This is a genomic window from Pectobacterium aroidearum (assembly GCF_015689195.1).
GTDB lineage: Bacteria > Pseudomonadota > Gammaproteobacteria > Enterobacterales > Enterobacteriaceae > Pectobacterium > Pectobacterium aroidearum.
This window is the reverse complement of the sequence record NZ_CP065044.1, coordinates 3,247,059-3,263,672: the sequence shown is the minus strand read 5'-3', so window position 1 is coordinate 3,263,672 and position 16,614 is coordinate 3,247,059. Positions and strand designations below refer to the sequence as shown.

At 47.5% G+C, this 16,614-nt stretch carries 14 protein-coding genes; 7 read left to right on the top strand and 7 right to left on the bottom strand.

Annotation, left to right across the window (positions count from 1 at the left end; all coding sequences use genetic code 11):
- Positions 1-46: 46 nt before the first annotated feature.
- From I2D83_RS14670 to I2D83_RS14660, 3 genes are all read left to right on the top strand, one after another.
- Entirely contained in the window at positions 47-1,483 is a 1,437-nt protein-coding gene (locus I2D83_RS14670; protein ID WP_205946794.1) for a glycoside hydrolase family 1 protein, read from the top strand.
- Positions 1,484-1,644: 161 nt separating this feature from the next.
- Positions 1,645-2,127: a cold-shock protein gene (locus tag I2D83_RS14665; RefSeq protein ID WP_194429933.1), complete on the top strand. Its 483-nt coding sequence runs from the start codon at positions 1,645-1,647 to the stop codon at positions 2,125-2,127.
- A gap of 178 nt (positions 2,128-2,305) precedes the next feature.
- Positions 2,306-2,845, top strand: a complete 540-nt coding sequence (locus I2D83_RS14660; protein ID WP_181829601.1) for a DUF2058 domain-containing protein — start codon at positions 2,306-2,308, stop codon at positions 2,843-2,845.
- A gap of 115 nt (positions 2,846-2,960) precedes the next feature.
- Here the strand turns inward: I2D83_RS14660 and I2D83_RS14655 are convergent, their stop codons facing one another.
- Entirely contained in the window at positions 2,961-3,992 is a 1,032-nt protein-coding gene (locus I2D83_RS14655; protein WP_015839736.1) for a methionine synthase, read from the bottom strand.
- 30 nt (positions 3,993-4,022) lie between these two features.
- A complete protein-coding gene (locus I2D83_RS14650) occupies positions 4,023-5,000 on the bottom strand; it encodes a DUF1852 domain-containing protein (RefSeq protein WP_194429934.1) in 978 nt (325 codons plus the stop codon).
- A 457-nt stretch (positions 5,001-5,457) separates the two neighbouring features.
- On the opposite strand from I2D83_RS14650, the gene I2D83_RS14645 reads away from it, so the two are divergent.
- Positions 5,458-5,703, top strand: a complete 246-nt coding sequence (locus tag I2D83_RS14645; protein WP_181844411.1) for a YmjA family protein — start codon at positions 5,458-5,460, stop codon at positions 5,701-5,703.
- A gap of 171 nt (positions 5,704-5,874) precedes the next feature.
- On the opposite strand, the gene I2D83_RS14640 is transcribed toward I2D83_RS14645, so the two are convergent.
- Positions 5,875-6,210: a gamma-glutamylcyclotransferase family protein gene (locus tag I2D83_RS14640; RefSeq protein WP_181829547.1), complete on the bottom strand. Its 336-nt coding sequence runs from the start codon at positions 6,208-6,210 to the stop codon at positions 5,875-5,877.
- Positions 6,211-6,527: 317 nt separating this feature from the next.
- On the opposite strand from I2D83_RS14640, the gene tyrS reads away from it, so the two are divergent.
- Both tyrS and I2D83_RS14630 read left to right on the top strand, forming a co-directional pair.
- Positions 6,528-7,730, top strand: a complete 1,203-nt coding sequence (gene tyrS / locus I2D83_RS14635; RefSeq protein ID WP_205946793.1) for a tyrosine--tRNA ligase — start codon at positions 6,528-6,530, stop codon at positions 7,728-7,730.
- Between the two features lie 123 nt (positions 7,731-7,853).
- Positions 7,854-8,744 (top strand): oxidoreductase, encoded by an 891-nt coding sequence (locus I2D83_RS14630; RefSeq protein ID WP_205946792.1) that lies wholly within the window; start codon positions 7,854-7,856, stop codon positions 8,742-8,744.
- A gap of 775 nt (positions 8,745-9,519) precedes the next feature.
- Here I2D83_RS14630 and I2D83_RS22520 read toward each other — a convergent pair.
- Positions 9,520-9,930, bottom strand: a complete 411-nt coding sequence (locus I2D83_RS22520) for a hypothetical protein (RefSeq protein ID WP_129713335.1) — start codon at positions 9,928-9,930, stop codon at positions 9,520-9,522.
- A gap of 473 nt (positions 9,931-10,403) precedes the next feature.
- Here I2D83_RS22520 and I2D83_RS22515 point away from each other — a divergent pair, with 473 nt between their 5' ends.
- The gene (locus I2D83_RS22515; protein ID WP_263639618.1) at positions 10,404-10,532 is read left to right on the top strand and encodes a hypothetical protein; all 129 of its coding nucleotides are present in this window, start codon (positions 10,404-10,406) and stop codon (positions 10,530-10,532) included.
- Between the two features lie 65 nt (positions 10,533-10,597).
- Here I2D83_RS22515 and I2D83_RS14620 read toward each other — a convergent pair whose 3' ends face one another.
- Genes I2D83_RS14620 through I2D83_RS14610 form a run of 3 tightly spaced genes read right to left on the bottom strand, consistent with a single transcriptional unit; the run spans position 10,598 to position 16,422 of the window.
- Positions 10,598-12,796 carry a DEAD/DEAH box helicase gene (locus I2D83_RS14620; RefSeq protein WP_129713334.1) on the bottom strand — a complete coding sequence of 733 codons (2,199 nt, stop codon included), beginning with the start codon at positions 12,794-12,796 and terminating at the stop codon, positions 10,598-10,600.
- Positions 12,793-14,109, bottom strand: a complete 1,317-nt coding sequence (locus tag I2D83_RS14615; protein WP_043901839.1) for an ATP-binding protein — start codon at positions 14,107-14,109, stop codon at positions 12,793-12,795. Before I2D83_RS14615 ends, I2D83_RS14620 begins: the two co-directional genes overlap by 4 nt.
- Positions 14,110-14,112: 3 nt before the next feature.
- Complete coding sequence (locus I2D83_RS14610; protein ID WP_205946791.1) at positions 14,113-16,422, bottom strand: tellurite resistance TerB family protein; 2,310 nt, start codon at positions 16,420-16,422, stop codon at positions 14,113-14,115.
- Between the last annotated feature and the right edge of the window lie 192 nt (positions 16,423-16,614).

Below are 16,614 nucleotides of genomic sequence, written 5' to 3'. Positions count from 1 at the left end.
ACGGCGATCATCGATAAATAGTCAGCATTGATAAAGGATAAGTGCCATGAGCGAAAGATTTCCGCACGGCTTTATGTGGGGCGGCGCCACCGCAGCGAATCAGGTCGAAGGGGCCTACAATATCGACGGCAAAGGGTTTTCGATTGTGGATGCCATTCCCGGTGGTAAAGCGCGTTTAAGCATCGTGGCTTCCGACGCGTTTGATTTCACGCTGGATGAACAGCGCTACACCTATCCTAATCATAAAGGCATCGATCACTATCATCGCTTCCGCGAGGATATCGCGCTGTTCGCCGAGATGGGTTTCAAATGCTATCGCTTCTCCATTGCCTGGACGCGTATTTACCCGAACGGCATTGAGCAACAGCCCAACGAAGCGGGGCTAAGCCACTATGAACAGGTGATTGATACCTGCATCGCTCATGGTATCGAGCCCGTGATTACGATCTCTCACTATGAAATGCCGTTGCATCTTGCCACCGTCTTTGGCGGTTGGAAAAACCGTGAGCTAATCGGTCATTTTGAGCGCTTTGCCCGCACGGTGCTGGAGCGCTTTGGCCACAAAGTGAAATACTGGATGACCTTTAACGAGATCAACAGTGCTGCCCATTTCCCGATTATGAGTCAGGGACTGACGGTGCAAACCGGCGCACTGGAGCCACAGGCTAAGTTTCAGGCGTGGCATAACCAGTTTGTTGCCAGCAGCCTGGCGGTGAAGATTGCGCATGAGACGAATCCGCAGATCCAGATTGGCTGTATGATTCTGTTTGCCACGAATTACGCCTATGACTGTAACCCCGTCAATCAACTGGCGACGCTGAAAGAGACTCAGGCCTTTAATTTCTACTGTGCGGACGTGCAGGCGGGCGGGAAATATCCTTACTACGCGAAAAGCCTGTGGCAGTCGCTGGGCGTCACGCTGGATATTCAGCCGGGCGATCTGGAACTGATTAAGCAGCACACCGTCGATTACATCGGCTTTAGCTACTACATGTCTTCTACCATCTATAAAACTGACCCGGATGCGGCGGCGGCACACGGCAACCTGCTGGGCGGAGCGCGTAATCCGTTTCTGGAAGCCAGCGAGTGGGGTTGGGAAATTGACCCGGTGGGGCTGCGCATTGCGCTCAATCAACTGTATGACCGCTACGAGAAACCGCTGTTTATCGTCGAAAACGGCTTGGGTGCGGTGGATAAGCCGAATGAAGAGCGCTACATCGCCGATGACTACCGCATCAACTACCTGCGTCAGCACATCGAAGCGATGGCAGATGCGATTGCCGACGGTGTCGAACTGATGGGATATACCCCGTGGGGCTGTATCGATCTGGTCAGCATGTCTACTGGCGAGATGAGCAAACGCTACGGCTTTATCTATGTCGATCTGGATGACACGATCGCCGGCAGCGGCAACCGCTATAAGAAGAAATCGTTCCACTGGTATCAAAAAGTCATTGCCACTAACGGCAGTGATATCAGCTAAATGCATATTTCCCGATGCTGAGGGAAATGGCATCGGGAATGTTTTTTCGCAGACCAGAAATTTATCGTCCAGACTTACCCCAAAGACGTAGTCTGCGCAGGCATTGTGCTTTACACTGCGCGCTGCAAAAACTGAGCAGATAAACGATTAAGTAGGCGACAATGGCGATGAACGGAACGATCACAACCTGGTTTAAAGATAAAGGCTTTGGATTTATCAAAGATGAAAACGGTGAGAACCGGTATTTTCATGTGATTAAGGTCGCCAACCCTGATCTGATTAAGAAAGATGCGGCGGTGACTTTCGAGCCCACCACGAATAACAAGGGACTGTCGGCCTATGCGGTGAAGGTTTTACCGGAAAGCAAATACATCTATATCGCGGGTGAGCGCCTTAAGCTCACGTCGATCAAGTCTTATCTGGTTTACAGTGAAGAAGTGCCCGTCGATAGCGGTATTGATAAAGAAAATGCGGTGCTGTCTGTGGGGATACTGATGAATAGTATCAGGCCGAAATCAGCCGCTAAGCCGGGTGAAATGCGCTCGATAAAAAAACTGGCGATCACGACCTTCCAGGGAACGACGTTAATCTTCTCGGAAGATGAGATAGACATCGATGCTACGGTGAAATTGCTCAAGTTCTGACATCACTCAGACTAACCCTATGCCGGAATCCTGCATCATTCATCAGCAGAATTTCGGCATCGCTTCTGACAACCTCCTCCAGACTCAAGCCATACCGCAATCGCGCCCTGCAATCTGGCACTGCTTCAAAAATTACAGGTATAATCCTGTAAATTATTCAACGGATTCAGAAACGACAATGACAAAACTCACCTTACAAGAGCAGATGCTAAAAGCTGGATTAGTGACCAGCAAAAAAATGGCTAAAGTCCAAAGAACGGCGAAAAAATCACGCGTTCAGGCTCGTGAGGCAAGAGAGGCTGTAGAAGAAAATAAAAAAGCACAGCTTGAGCGTGATAAACAGCTAAGCGAACAACAAAAACAGGCTGTGTTATCTAAAGAGTATAAAGCTCAGGTGAAGCAACTCATTGAAATGAACAGAATCAACATTGCAAAAGGTAATATTGGTTTTAATTTCACCGATAATAACGTCATTAAAAAAATAGAAGTGGATAAGCTAACTCAAGCCCAGCTGATTAACGGTCGTCTCGCGATTGCTCGACTGGTGGTTGATGGCAGCGGTGAGAGTGAATACGCGATTATCCCCGCAGTTGTAGCGGATAAAATTGCGCAGCGGGACGCGAGTAGTATTGTATTAAATAGTGCGCTGAGTCAGGAAGAGCAAGACGAAGACGATCCGTATGCTGATTTTAAAGTGCCTGATGATTTGATGTGGTAATTCACGTTTTACTTATGCCTATATAGATGAAAAGCCCCGAAGGGCTTTTCATTAAGGCTTAGATATCACTCAATCTGGACCGATCTCGCTTTAAGCGATCGACGCTTTGGCGATGTTATTTAGCCAACAGTTCTCTTCGGACGATTTCTGCGCCTGCGCTTAACGCGTGTAGCTTGCCCCTTGCAACTCGACGAGATAACGGAGCCATACCGCAGTTGGTTGACGGATAGAGCTTGTCAGCATCCACAAACTGAAGCGCTTTTCGTAACGTATCGGCGACTTCCTCTGGCGTCTCAATGGTATTGGTCGCCACGTCAATGGCGCCTACCATCACTTTTTTACCGCGAATGAGTTCAATCAGGTCCATTGGAACGCGAGAGTTCTGACATTCCAGTGAAATGATATCGATAGCCGATTTTTGCAGCTTAGGAAAAATTTCTTCATATTGACGCCACTCGGATCCCAGCGTCTTTTTCCAATCGGTATTGGCTTTGATGCCATAGCCATAGCAAATATGCACCGCAGTTTCACATTTCAGCCCTTCAACGGCTCTTTCTAAAGCGGCAATTCCCCAATCGTTCACCTCATCAAAAAACACATTAAAGGCAGGCTCATCAAATTGGATAATGTCGACGCCAGCCGCTTCCAACTCTTTAGCTTCTTGATTAAGAATGGTGGCGAATTCCCAGGCGAGTTTTTCGCGACTTTTATAGTGGCTATCATAGAGTGTGTCGATCATCGTCATGGGACCAGGCAGAGCCCATTTAATGGGTTGCGTAGTGTGCTGACGTAAAAATTTGGCGTCTTCAACAAAAACGGGCTTTTGGCGTACCACCGCACCGATGACTGTCGGCACACTTGCGTCATAGCGATTACGGATTTTAACGATCTCACGTTTCTCGAAATCAACACCGCTGAGGTGCTCAATAAACGTCGTGACAAAATGTTGGCGCGTTTGCTCGCCGTCGCTGACAATGTCAATCCCTGCCTGTAGTTGATCTGCCAGGCTCAAGCGTAGCGCATCTTGTTTGCCCTCGATCAATTCCTCACCTTGTAGTTTCCAGGGGGACCAAAGGGTTTCAGGCTGCGCCAGCCAAGAGGGTTTAGGTAAACTGCCAGCCGTTGAAGTAGGTAATAATATTTTCATAGTAATAGGTGACCTTGTGTGTTTGGTTAATCAAAGAACGTAATTAGCAGACCATTGCTCAAGAATCGCTTGGTATGGTTTGATGAAGTTTTCCTCAGTAAACTTTCCCTGCTCGATAGCCAACAGGCTACGTTCTTCTCGATCGTAAACAATTTGAGTGAATGAATGATCCTGATGGTTCAGGCTTGGCTGATAGCATTGACCTGCCGGAGAATTGGCATTGTAAATCTCAGGTCGGTAAATCTTTTGAAAAGTCTCCATCGTGGAGATGGTACTGATCAGCTCAAGATTCGTGTAATCACTCAGTAAGTCACCAGAAAAATAGAAGGCCAAAGGCGCAACACTATTTTGCGGCATAAAATAGCGAGCTTGTAGCCCCATTTTATGAAAATATTGATCGGTCAATGAATATTCATCTTGCTGGTATTCGACGCCCAGTATTGGGTGCTGATTTCCAGTCCGATGATAGGTGTTTTTACTTGAAACACTTAAACATATAACAGGCGCCTTACTAAAATTCTCTTTGTAACTCTCCGAGTTCACGAAGCATTTAAAGATATTTCCATGCAAATCGCCAAAGTTATCTGGGGTGCTAAATCCGGGGTGGTTCTTATTATGATCTGACAGCAATACGCTAAAATCGTAATCTCGCACGTAGGAAGAGAAATTATTCCCTACGATGCCTTCAATGCGCTCGTTCGTTTTTTTATCAACAATATTCGTTTTCAATATTTCAATGACGGGGAAGGTGTTGCCATTGCCTTCAATATCAACTTCAACGGAAATGATATCAAGTTCGACAGAGTAACGATCGCTTTTGGCATTATCCCAATGCGCCAGAGAATTGAAGCGATTGTCAATCATCTTTAAAGCGTTGCGCAAGTTCTCCTGGCGGTTCTTTCCTCGCGCCAAATTCGCAAAGTTGGTGGTGATACGCGTATTTTCGGAGGGGTTATAGTTCTCATCGAAACACGTGTTCTTAATCGTAAATGTAAAATTCTTATTCATCGCGATCTGACATCCTAATTTTTGATACAAAACCTGATTTTATGTCTTTCTTTTCAAAGGTTTTCAGGTCTTATAATTCCGCAGATTTCATATTGTCTATAGGTAACACAGCATAATTTATGCCAGACTCACCGAGTGAGTAAAAGTGATTTAATTTCAATAGACATGAGCCATCTTCATGATTTGGTGTACGGTGCGTATCGGTACGGTTGTTTCAGTCCTTGCTCAACAGTATTTATAGTTTAAATTCATGTGGTTATGTGAGGTTGGTTGCATCATCTTATGGTAAGGCTAAAGCAGAAACGCTCGCTTTGTTTTTCGCTCTTAAGAGATTGAACCATCCTCGCTGACGCCTTTGCCCTACGTGGATGACAGAAAAACGACACAAGAATGGTATGATCCACGCCAGATGATGCACGCATCAACGAACATAGACCTTAACCCTCGGGGACGACTGATGAATAATGAAGTACCACTTAAATTTTATGACATTACGGATGAGTATGCGACGGAGTCTGAAAAGCCTGTGAGCGAGTCGGAACGCGACGCTCTGGCGCACTACTTCCAACTGTTGCTCACCCGCTTAATGAATAATGAAGAAATCAGCGAAGATGCGCAGAAAGAGATGGCCAGTGAGGCCGGTATCGACGAGCTTCGTATTGATGAGATAGCGACGTTTCTGAATCAATGGGGTAATGAGTAGCCTCTGTTGGGTGTTTGCAAAAAATGTAAGGTCAAGAGTGTTATGTTCGCGTCCCGCTCTTAACCTACAGTCAGAAACAGCTAAAAACAAAAATCCCGCTACGTTTCCTGAAGCGGGATTTCAATATTGCGCTTCCTTACCGGGGCAGGGCAGTGAACGTATTCTCTATCGCTACTGACCTTGTTGTGGCTGTAGCTGATAAACCCACGCAGTAACCTGCTGGCCTTCCGCTGTGGTAACCACAACTTCAACGCGATCGTAGCCCTCTTCAAATTCATCCAGCATGCTCCAGTGCGCTTCAAGGTTATTGGACAAAAACAGATAACCGCCGACGTGCGCGCCTTGCTCATCCAATATAAGCCCTGGGAAGCCCGTGGCAGCGCCCCAGCCACTCTCATAAAACGTACCTGTTACGTAACCCGGCACCCATTCTCCGCCGATGTTTTCCAAAATATAGGCATTAGCGTGACCCGGACGCAGCGTACCGTAGACAAACAAGCGTTCCATTTTTCCTCGTCAATAAAAACAGGGGATACCCAAAGGGGAAGAATAATACGCAAATTAGGGGTTAATAAAACGGGTCGCAACAGGTTCTTCACTGCTGATGATGGCGTGCTGAGTGAGTCGTACCTTCCGCATAACGATCTCCTCTGCATGCCGAAAATTGAGTGATCCCCTTACTTTTTACATGTCTTTGTCAATATAACAGCCTTAGCCGTGGGGGTAAGATTAGAGATTGCCGATCGATATAGGCAACCATTCTGGTTTGGCAAAGACACACTCAAATAGTCGTTAAATGTTTGTCAACTTAACTGAGAATATCAATGAAAACTAATAATAATATTGACGTTTTGGCTTCAAAAATTGCCATCATGGAACCCTCTAATGGGCTTGAAAAGAAGCTTGAGTTAGCTGCAAAAGAGAACCGCAAGCTTGTCATTAAGCTTGGGTTCGACCCCACGGCTCCCGATCTTCATCTCGGGCATGCTGTTGTATTACGTAAATTAAAGCAATTTCAGGATGCCGGTCACGATATCGTCATTATCATCGGCGACTTTACTGCCGCTATTGGCGATCCGACAGGCCGCAACAAGCTGCGTCCTCCATTAAGTGAAAAACAAATCACTCTTAATAGTCAGACCTATCTCGATCAACTCGGCCGAATTATTGATACGTCGCGTATACAGGTACGTCGCAACTCGGAATGGTTTAGAAAAATGCCTTTTTCTGAAATTATTGGGCTTGTGTCCCGCGTCACGTTAGCACAAATGATGCAGCGTGATGATTTCAAAAATCGGTATGCCGCATCTTCGCCTATTCATCTGCATGAGCTTCTGTATCCGATCTTACAAGGCTATGACTCCGTGATGATCAACGCGGACATTGAGCTTGGTGGTACGGATCAACTCTTTAATAACATGGTAGGACGAATGCTACAGGAGTCTTTCGGAAGTGAAGGGCAGGCGGTCATGACTATGCCTCTGCTGGAGGGATTGGATGGCAAAGATAAGATGAGTAAATCGAAAGGGAACTATATTGCATTAACGGACAGCCCAGAGGATATTTATGGGAAAATCATGTCGTTACCCGATCATCTTATTATCAGTTACCTGACCCTGGCCAGTAATGCGTCAGAAGAAGATATCATCGAGGCCAGAGAACAGATGGAACGGGGAAAAAATCCCATTCTTCTTAAAAAGGATCTGGCTCATCAGATCGTGGGTATCTACCATGATGTCGAAGCAGCAGACGCTGCTGGCAAACATTTTGAGCGGGTATTTCAGCAACACAACCCCACCGAAGAGGATCATCTTCCGCTTATCGTTGACGGGGATGTGCAGCTGACACTGATTGATTTATGTAGTCAGGCTCTTGCTGAAATGAGCCGCTCTGAGTTGCGGAGGCTGATTCGCTCGGGCGCAGTGAGGATCAATACGCATAAAGAGATTGATGAACTGGCAATGATTAACCCAGAACCGGGTATGCTGCTCTGGCTGGGTAAACATCATCGTTTCATCGTCAAATAGCTCTGGCATCTATCTTGATTATTGGTTTTTCGGCGAAGCGTTGACGTTAAGAAAAATACTGGCGTGCGTGGTGACTGTTGCCGGCGCACTGATGATGGGTTAAGCGAATCAGGAGAGCTACCGATGTCTGACTATCCGACTATTGCGCTGATTGGGCCCGGTGCGATTGGTACGACCATCGCTGCGGCACTGCATGAAGTGGGTCGCACGCTGCTACTTTGCGGGCGAACCGCACATTCAAAGTTACTTTTGCGTCACGATGGGGGCGAAATTGTTGTACCCGGTCCGGTGTTAAGCGATCCGACGGCGATCGACCATCCTTTCAGTCTGGTTTTTGTCGCGGTGAAAACTACCCAAAACGTCGACAGTGCCGGGTGGCTGAGTGCGTTATGCGATGAAAATACGGTGGTCTGCGCTCTGCAAAACGGCGTCGAACAGAAAGCCCAGCTTGAACCCTGGGTCAATGGAGCAACGGTGTTGCCTTCAGTGGTCTGGTTTCCGGCTCAGCGCGAGTCGGATGCTTCAGTCTGGTTGCGCGACAAACCGCGTCTGACGCTGCCGGATGTCCCACAGGCAAAACGGGTGACTGATGCACTGAGCGGTACGCGCTGCGCGGTTGAGTTGTCTGCGGATTTTTTATCCGTCGCATGGCGCAAACTGCTGCAAAATGCGGTCGCAGGCCTGATGGTGCTAGCGAATCGCCGCGCCGGAATGTTTTTGCGTGAGGATATCAACGCGCTGGCTCTGGCGTATCTGCGCGAGTGTCTTGCTGTCGCCCGTGCCGAGGGGGCTGTGCTGGACGATGGGGTTGCGCAGGAAATCGTGGATAATTTTCAGCGTGCACCTGCCGATTTAGGCACATCTATTCTCGCTGACCGTCAGGCCAATCGCCCGATGGAATGGGATATCCGCAACGGCGTGATACAGCGCTACGGCCACGCTCACGGCATTCCCGTTCCTATCAGTGATGTGTTGGTTCCCCTGCTGGCGGCCGGCAGTGAAGGGCCGGGTTAACGCGCACCTGAATGCTTTTCGCGTGAACGTATTGAATTAAGTGCTAAAAACAAAAATCCCGCTTAAGTTTCCTTAAGCGGGATTTTCTAAATTTGGCTCCTCTGACTGGGATCGCCTTTGCCAGTAACTGGCTAATAAGTAAGCTAAACTAGAGTTTCCTTCCTGTCAAGACCACCAGAATGACCACCAATAGAAGCTGGTTACATAAAACTGATTTGAGCGACCTATCTGCATATGGTGATCCGCACAGTGGCACCAATGAAGAATAGTTGCTCTTGCTTCTGTTAGTGGAAATTTTCCCAAAGAGTATGACAGTCTGATCTTACCCGAAGCAGACGTTACTAACATTAGCCTGTTTTAATCGGCCGAGGTCGATCACAACACCTCGTGGTCGAACTATAAACTACTCATTCGTTTACCATTATTTAGCGAGTTTTATGTCGGCAACCGACTTCAGGCGTTTTCTGAGCAACTAAATAACCGACTATCCATTTTTGTGCATAGTCATGTTGGTTATTAAAAATTATCACCCAGATCGGGCTGTTTTTCCATTGACGAAAAAGCGGGTTTTGACAGTTACGGGACGTGATCTCACTTAGGATGTTTGAGGCGATAATGGAGGCAGTATTATGTTATATGCGCCGATATGTCGGAAACAGCGCTTGTCGGCTTTTTATATTCTTGTCAATGTTATGTTCGAACGTTATGGTATATGGAACGTGTAATGTGGCAGCCCAAAATCACATTAGATTTTGGGCTGCCACATTACTACAAATCAGCTTTTAAGGGCCTTTGTGGTTGCAACCCCGCCTGCTGATACGCCACCGGCAACGATGCCTCCTCCTGTTGCAACCACGCAAGTTCCTCCTGCCATACCAGCTCCGCCTGCTGCGATAGAGCCGCCACCAAGTGCAGCAAGAGATGCACTTGATAAAGCAGCCCCTTCAAGGCTAGCTATTGCGGTACCTCCTGCAGTGGCTCCTAGCGCGCCAGTTGCGCCTATGGAAGCGGCTATAGCCGGTGCAGCTACACCCGCTGTGGCAATACCTGCTATTACACCAATTGCTATCGAGGTCTTAGGATTCTCATCAATAAAGTCAGCTACAGCATCGACGCCATCGCTAACAGCATCAGTGATAGAATCATATGCGTCCTCAAAAAACCATTTCACATCTAACCAGCTCATTTTTTATCCTAATTTTTAGATTAATTTGACCGCTCATGATTTTAGTTGGTAAGTCGATACATTGCGCAGGACGAGTCCTGACGGCAAGTTGCAAAAACGATGTATGTAAATACCGTTTATAAATATAAGTCTTTTTTGACCAAAAATGAATATTAAATTCATTGCAATGCCCAAGTTACTGGTTAAATAAAGCGTTTAGCATAAATAGTTTTTATTTTTGCACTAAGGTAAATCGCTAAAATAAAAATTCGGGATTTGAGATAATTCAAGATTAATGATCTTCTCCTAGATCTCTGATTTATCCTGGCACCGATATTGGGAGGAGATCAAAAACCAGATATCTCAAAAAGTGCATGGAACTAAAACTGGTGTGCTTACAGTTGGAAGGCAGTTAACCTCAATTGAAAGATTTCATTACATCCCATATATCGATGTAGAGGGCTTTCCTCTCAAACCGCTAAAGGATAACTATCATGGCTCTTAAACCAGATCCTAAACCAATTGCTAAATCGACAGGAAAACCTGATAAACGTCGGCGTGATAATAAGGATACTTCCGGTAATACTTCGGAGCTAAAACCTAGTAAATCCACAGGGAAGTAAAAAGATTAGGGTATAAATAATTAAAGGTATAAATAATTTCTTTATACCCTCATTACGATAATAGGTTATAGAATACTTTTCTGTAGCCAGATCTGCGCGCCTTCTATGTCATACGCCTTTGCTCCATATCCTTTCGCAAGCAGGGACTCCGGCAGATAATCGTCATATTTATCCAGATATTTTTCTGGAACATCTGCAGCGAGTTCTGATTCTGAAGGCAAGCCCGACAATAGCATTTCTTTTAGCGCGTGTTGGACAGTGGGTACACTTGCGTCATCTATTTCTATAACACCTGCAAATGAACTGGCTTTAAAGCTGCTACGCATGAGTAAGGCCGTTATTGTATTAACGACTTTATCCCCCATCCAGGGGAGAACATAACTACGCTGGCCGTCAGAAATAAAATGGGAGTTTTGCAGATTGAAACGCTTAAAGCTGTCACAGCCTTCTGCAAAGAGGCTTCTGGCGGTGGCATCGGCATAATCGACGCTCTTACTTCCTATCGCGATGCGATAATCATTCTCCCTGTATATGGTGAGCATCTCTTGGCGAACAACATCATGAACAGACATACCCCCACCACTAAACTGTGGCGGCTGGCCGCCTTTGGTCGCCTCGACATAGATAACTTTTTTTTCCACCTCGATCTCTGTTACTTTCCAGCGGCGTCCACCGAAGATTATGTGCTGGTCAGGCAGAAGGGGAGAGTCCACTGGTACTGTGCCAAGGGTTCGGCTTCCTGTGACAATGCGGAACTCTTCCGGAGTATTGAACACGGCGTAAAACGTATAATGGTTAGTCAGTTTCTCTCCCTCAGCCCCGATAACCATTTCACCGCTAGCAAGTTGTGTCAGCAGACCGTATCCCCCCATATGCCGAAGCAGAGTTTTGAAATCAGTTAAGTCGATGTTCCGGAAGGGGCCAGTCTGGCACAGTTGTGACCAAAGTTGATCGGCTCGAACCCCGCCCCATTGCGCTGTGATCGCAAGGATTTGGTGCAGCAACGTGGAGTAATGCATCTGGCAGGCATCAGCCGGTTCGAACCATCGATTAGTGATCATCAATCTAATCATCGCCATCGACTGAACCAGTTGTAGCCGCAAGCGGTCTACCATGTCGCTGGTTGCGGTAAGTTCTTGCTCAGAGATAAGCATTCTCAGAACCGATGGCGAATCTCGCCGTCCTGACCGGCCCATACGCTGACGTAGGCTGGAGACGGAATGTGGAGGAGTAACCTGTATAACCGACTGCACCTTACCGATATCAATACCCAGCTCAAGCGTCATGGTACAGACTGCTGTTGTAGGCAAATTACCCTGCTGTAGGCGGGCTTCGAGCGTCTCGCGTAATTCCCTAGACAGGGAGCCGTGATGGGGAAAGAATTCATTGGGAACAACATTTTCCTCACACATGTCGCTCAGCGTCGCCGCAATGCTTTCAGTGCGCTTTCGACTGTTTGCAAAAACTAAATGGGAGTCTCCACGGCAGAGTCTGAAAATGTCAGCGCAGACGTGTTTTTCTGCTGAGCTTTGTGGCTCTTCTCCTTTTTCGGTCACCTGTATCAGATAGCCTTTAACCTGCACTTGCAGTGTGGCTGTGCTATTGCTGTCTGTCACAATTTCGCAGGGCAATCGCTGATCCGGACGCAACAGTTCAGGCACTTTATCCAGTTCTCCTAACGTAGCGCTCAACGCAACGCGGGGAACCGGATTCGCATGACGGCCTAGTACATGATCAATTCTGTTGAGAAGGGAGAGCAACTGCATGCCGCGCTCAGTACCAATAAAGGCATGAAACTCATCAATAACAATGTAGGCTACTGGCGAAAAAGCCTGTTTAATCCAACCCGATGAATTTATGAGTAAAGACTCAAGTGATTCTGGCGTGATAAGAAGGATGCCTGCTGGGCCAGTCCGTATTTTCTTCTTTTTGCTTTGCGGTACATCACCGTGCCATGGTGTCACCGGCATATCCAGCGCTTCGCCAAGGCTCTCAAGACGTCGATGCTGGTCGTTAATCAGCGCCTTAAGCGGGCTGATATAGATAATACCAAATCCACTTGTGATATCTGCAATCGCTGAACAGGCAGGCAGAAAGAAAGCCTCTGTTTTACCCGCTGCCGTACCTGCACTGATTAGCACGTCTTGGTCACGGGCTAAAACTACCGGGATAGCGCTCTCTTGCAGGGGCCTTAATGCAGACCAGCCCTGCTTATAAACCCACTTACGGACGCGGGGATCGAGACTATCGTATGCGCTGCTCATAATTTGAAGTTTGCCAGGCCGTTATCATCCTCTTCTTCCTGCGCAATGGTCTCATCCATGTCGCTGGGCCTGTCATCTTCAATCGCCACACCCGAGATTAGCGTCTGCCAGCTTATCGTACTGTTTTGTTCCAGCACGGCCAGCATATCCAGGAAACCTTTGATGGTGTTTCGGGGGGTACGGAAGTAAGCATCTCCGATGGTTTTACTGCAGTGGTGCAGAAAACCGGTAAGTGCATCATCTGATACCAGATACTTTTCTGGCTCTCCGCCTGCATAAACATGGCGAAGATTTTTCAGTAAAATATACAATTCCTCTGGGGTGAGGCTGGCAAGATGTAGCGTAGGTGACGAGTAGTCAATCACTCCTGCTTTCTGAGCGAACCGATTTTCCGCCAGACGCGATTGCAACGCCTCATAGCTGTAGAGCCCTTTACGCGGATCAAACAGGAACTCGGGCGTGCCTCCAAGAACAAAACCAATATTCTCGGCAGAACCCTGCAGACAGTCATTCAGGATCCGCAGGATCTGTTCATAGTTTGCAGTCCTCGCCTGAGTGTTGTTCAGCTTATAAAGGTTTACCATCTCGTCGAGGCTGACCAGTAACCCTGCATAGCCTGCCTGACGAACAAACAGGCTTACCAGCTTCAATGAATCGTAAAACGAGGCGTCGGAAATAATAGTCCGGACGTCGAGATCGTTTCGGGCATCGGTTTTTGTGGTGTATTCGCCCCGCAGCCAGCGAATGGCATTGGATTTTAACGTCTCGTTATCCTGTTCATGTCCGCGCCAGAATGCATCGATGACTTTAGCAAAGTCATATCCCCCCACCATGTCGGACAGAGCAGCCAGGCGTTGGTGAATAACCGACGAGACTGTAGTGCCATCCGCATCAGCCTCCTTCCTTGCCTCCGTGACGAACCGCTCCACAACACTGAGTAACGCATTACCATCAGGTTTGTTGCGGGTGGACATGTTCTTCATAAGCTCTGAGTAGAGATTGCGCGCCTGACCTCCCGATGAGTGAATGCGCCTGTCGGGGGAAAGATCGGCACTGACTGTTACCAGCTTTTTTTCCAGCGCAATAGAACGTACAACGCTCAGAAAGAACGTTTTGCCTGATCCGTATTCACCGATGATAAGTCTGAAGCTCGCGCCGCCGTCCGCGATCCGCTCAATATCCTGATGGAGAGCCGTTATCTCATTCATCCGGCCCACCTGGATGTGCTGAATGCCTATTCTTGGCGTTACACCAGACTTCAGTGATTGGATAATAGCATCCCGTTCTTTAACTCTTATGCGTGTCACAGACATTAACTATCCCTCTAATTCTTTGGCAATTTCCAGGTCTACCCAGATATCATCATCGTCATCATCCAGCACTGGTGCATCAACCACTGCATAGGACCAGTCATTAATAACCTCAAGAGCACCGCTGAGCATCAAATTAAAATTCTCGCATAGTTCCGACACCTCTTTCCGGGGCCACTGTTCCTTTTCCAAAAGCCTGTGGTAAAGCTGGCTATGTGCATTATCAAGGCCACTATCATGCGCCCCGGCTGCGGGAGTGCTCTCGCGCAATTCCGGTTCGTCCTCGGTGAAAATTGCGCTAAGTAATTTACGGACATCGTCTGTGGCTGACTCATGGTGAGCCAGCACGCTGGCGTCCAGCGTGAACTCAGCGGCCCCAAGACTCGCTGATGCAGACGACAGCGGGGTAACCTCTGCCGTAGAATGCTGATGGATGTTGCCGGAGATAGTGGAAGGATCCAGTCCTAGGCCTGAATAAATTTTTTCTAGCTGTTTGATTTCGGCAGGCTCAATTCTGCCATCTGAGCAGGCTACTCCCACGATAACCTTACCTACTGCTGATTTTTCCATCGCACTCAACAGCGCTATTCTATTTTTCATGCCTGCCATGTTGGCTGGGGTATGAAGTTGCCACGTCAAATACGCATGTAAGGAGCGTTTTTCATCTTCGCTAAAGCCAGAATTATGGTCGATAGCATTTTCCAGCACTTTCCGCTCGGCCTGATCAAGGCTATTGTCGGTTAAGGCCACCATTGACCCCAGCCTTAGTGCCATCACCGCTGAGATAAACGCCGGAGATGGCGGTAAGCGCGCTCCCTCACCAGCGGCAAATAAAATCAGTGCGCCGTCAGCTTCTGCTTTCACATGGTGGTAAAGCGGATCAGGTGCCAGGCAGTAGCCCATTTTCAGTGCAAAGGCCTGCATCAGGTCGGCCTCTTTTTTATTGATTTTCGCCGGGCAAGTGGCTCCCATATGTGCCCAGAAGTCAGCAACGGTGGTTAACCCCTTGTGACTCGCTATCACTTCATCAGCCCAGCGTTTGAATGTATTTAAAACTTTTCCTGCGCTTTCATTGATGATTTCCATAGGCAGCAACATGATTGCCGCAGTATCATTCTCTGACGTACCTTTCCTGCCAAGATAGCGGCTGTAAGCATCCAGTTCATCTGTACAGATCTCTGCAAGCGTCATGATTTTCTGGACTGGTCCCTTCAATGCACTAGGGTCAGGCAAGTCTGGAACAGGAAGGCGAACGCCGCGCAAGCTGGGACTTGCAGGGTTGTAATCCAGACGCAGTCGCGTTTTATTCGGTTTGACAACCATACCCTCACCGTACTTGAGGGTATAGCGCCGTTTGAAAAGCGCAGCGAATTCTTTCGCACAGCGGCGGGCGGGAGTTCGTAACGCATACTCCGTGTGATTTGTTACCCACGTCAGCGCCAGATCGGCTGACACAGGAACTCCAGCATCCACAGCCTTTGCCAGCGCTAGCTTAAACAGCATACCATTGCTGAAACTCGAATCACGGCCAAGATCGGCAACCAGATCAACATCTGGGCGCAGAATAGACATTGCTTCCAGTAACTGGGACGAGTAATTCCGGAAAGAGCGGTTCTCAATGAATACCGATCTTAACCGGCAGATTTCATTAAATAGAGTACGGAACTCTGCGTCAGGTGTATTACCATCTCGGCAATCAACAAGTGCCTTTCTTTCCAGCCCATACAGATAGATAAATACGTAACCTACAGGGCATGACGCGTCGGACCTATCACTGGCAAGCCAGTTTAGATACGCGCCGCGCGCATCAGCTGAAAGCGAGGAATAGCTGGGCCAGTATCCCAATGAACTATCTTCATAAAGATAAGGTTTGTTGCGAATATTGAGCGTGTCGTCAATTAATGATGCCTCAGTGCCATCATCATAATAGCCGCTTAAGCTCTGCCTAGCGGGCTTCATCCGCTGACCGAAATAAAAGTAACCACCGGTAATCTCCACATCACCCACAGTGGCCACATCACCCGGCAATACCCATCGAGCCAAAGTACCAGTAGTAGTTTTTGAGGTATTCTGACGTTGAGTCGTTGTTATTCTGTATTCGACATTACGACCGCCCAGTGTAAAAGTTGCCAGATCATCATCTTCACTGTCATCGTTTCTCACAACAGCCTCTTTTTTCTTGATGTCAGCAAGCCATTCTTTAGGTGGCGCTTTCACGATTTTGGAAGGATAAGAATCTGCAGATTTATATTTTTTCTTTTTGAAAAACAATAGATAAATTACATAAATCGCCGCTATAAATATCCATAGCTCCATGGGTAATAACCTTAAGAATGACTTTTCTCATACGCCGAAAAAATGGCGAGGGAAAATAGGGGGAAGTGGATTAATCCTAAAATAATACTTCTGTATTGCGAAGTTTAAAATCAAAACATGACCAAATTTAGTCCATTGGTTTTAACCGATAAAACCATTGGCTAACAGCTAAATGCGCAAAGTCGGCAGTTA

Excerpts from the sequence above, each read along its gene's own strand:
- I2D83_RS14670 (WP_205946794.1), top strand. The coding sequence starts at position 47 with ATGAGCGAAAGATTTCCGCACGGCTTTATGTGGGGCGGCGCCACCGCA.
- I2D83_RS14665 (WP_194429933.1), top strand. The coding sequence starts at position 1,645 with ATGGCGATGAACGGAACGATCACAACCTGGTTTAAAGATAAAGGCTTT.
- I2D83_RS14660 (WP_181829601.1), top strand. The coding sequence starts at position 2,306 with ATGACAAAACTCACCTTACAAGAGCAGATGCTAAAAGCTGGATTAGTG.
- I2D83_RS14655 (WP_015839736.1), bottom strand. The coding sequence starts at position 3,992 with ATGAAAATATTATTACCTACTTCAACGGCTGGCAGTTTACCTAAACCC.
- I2D83_RS14650 (WP_194429934.1), bottom strand. The coding sequence starts at position 5,000 with ATGAATAAGAATTTTACATTTACGATTAAGAACACGTGTTTCGATGAG.
- I2D83_RS14645 (WP_181844411.1), top strand. The coding sequence starts at position 5,458 with ATGAATAATGAAGTACCACTTAAATTTTATGACATTACGGATGAGTAT.
- I2D83_RS14640 (WP_181829547.1), bottom strand. The coding sequence starts at position 6,210 with ATGGAACGCTTGTTTGTCTACGGTACGCTGCGTCCGGGTCACGCTAAT.
- tyrS (WP_205946793.1), top strand. The coding sequence starts at position 6,528 with ATGAAAACTAATAATAATATTGACGTTTTGGCTTCAAAAATTGCCATC.
- I2D83_RS14630 (WP_205946792.1), top strand. The coding sequence starts at position 7,854 with ATGTCTGACTATCCGACTATTGCGCTGATTGGGCCCGGTGCGATTGGT.
- I2D83_RS22520 (WP_129713335.1), bottom strand. The coding sequence starts at position 9,930 with ATGAGCTGGTTAGATGTGAAATGGTTTTTTGAGGACGCATATGATTCT.
- I2D83_RS22515 (WP_263639618.1), top strand. The coding sequence starts at position 10,404 with ATGGCTCTTAAACCAGATCCTAAACCAATTGCTAAATCGACAGGAAAA.
- I2D83_RS14620 (WP_129713334.1), bottom strand. The coding sequence starts at position 12,796 with ATGAGCAGCGCATACGATAGTCTCGATCCCCGCGTCCGTAAGTGGGTT.
- I2D83_RS14615 (WP_043901839.1), bottom strand. The coding sequence starts at position 14,109 with ATGTCTGTGACACGCATAAGAGTTAAAGAACGGGATGCTATTATCCAA.
- I2D83_RS14610 (WP_205946791.1), bottom strand. The coding sequence starts at position 16,422 with ATGGAGCTATGGATATTTATAGCGGCGATTTATGTAATTTATCTATTG.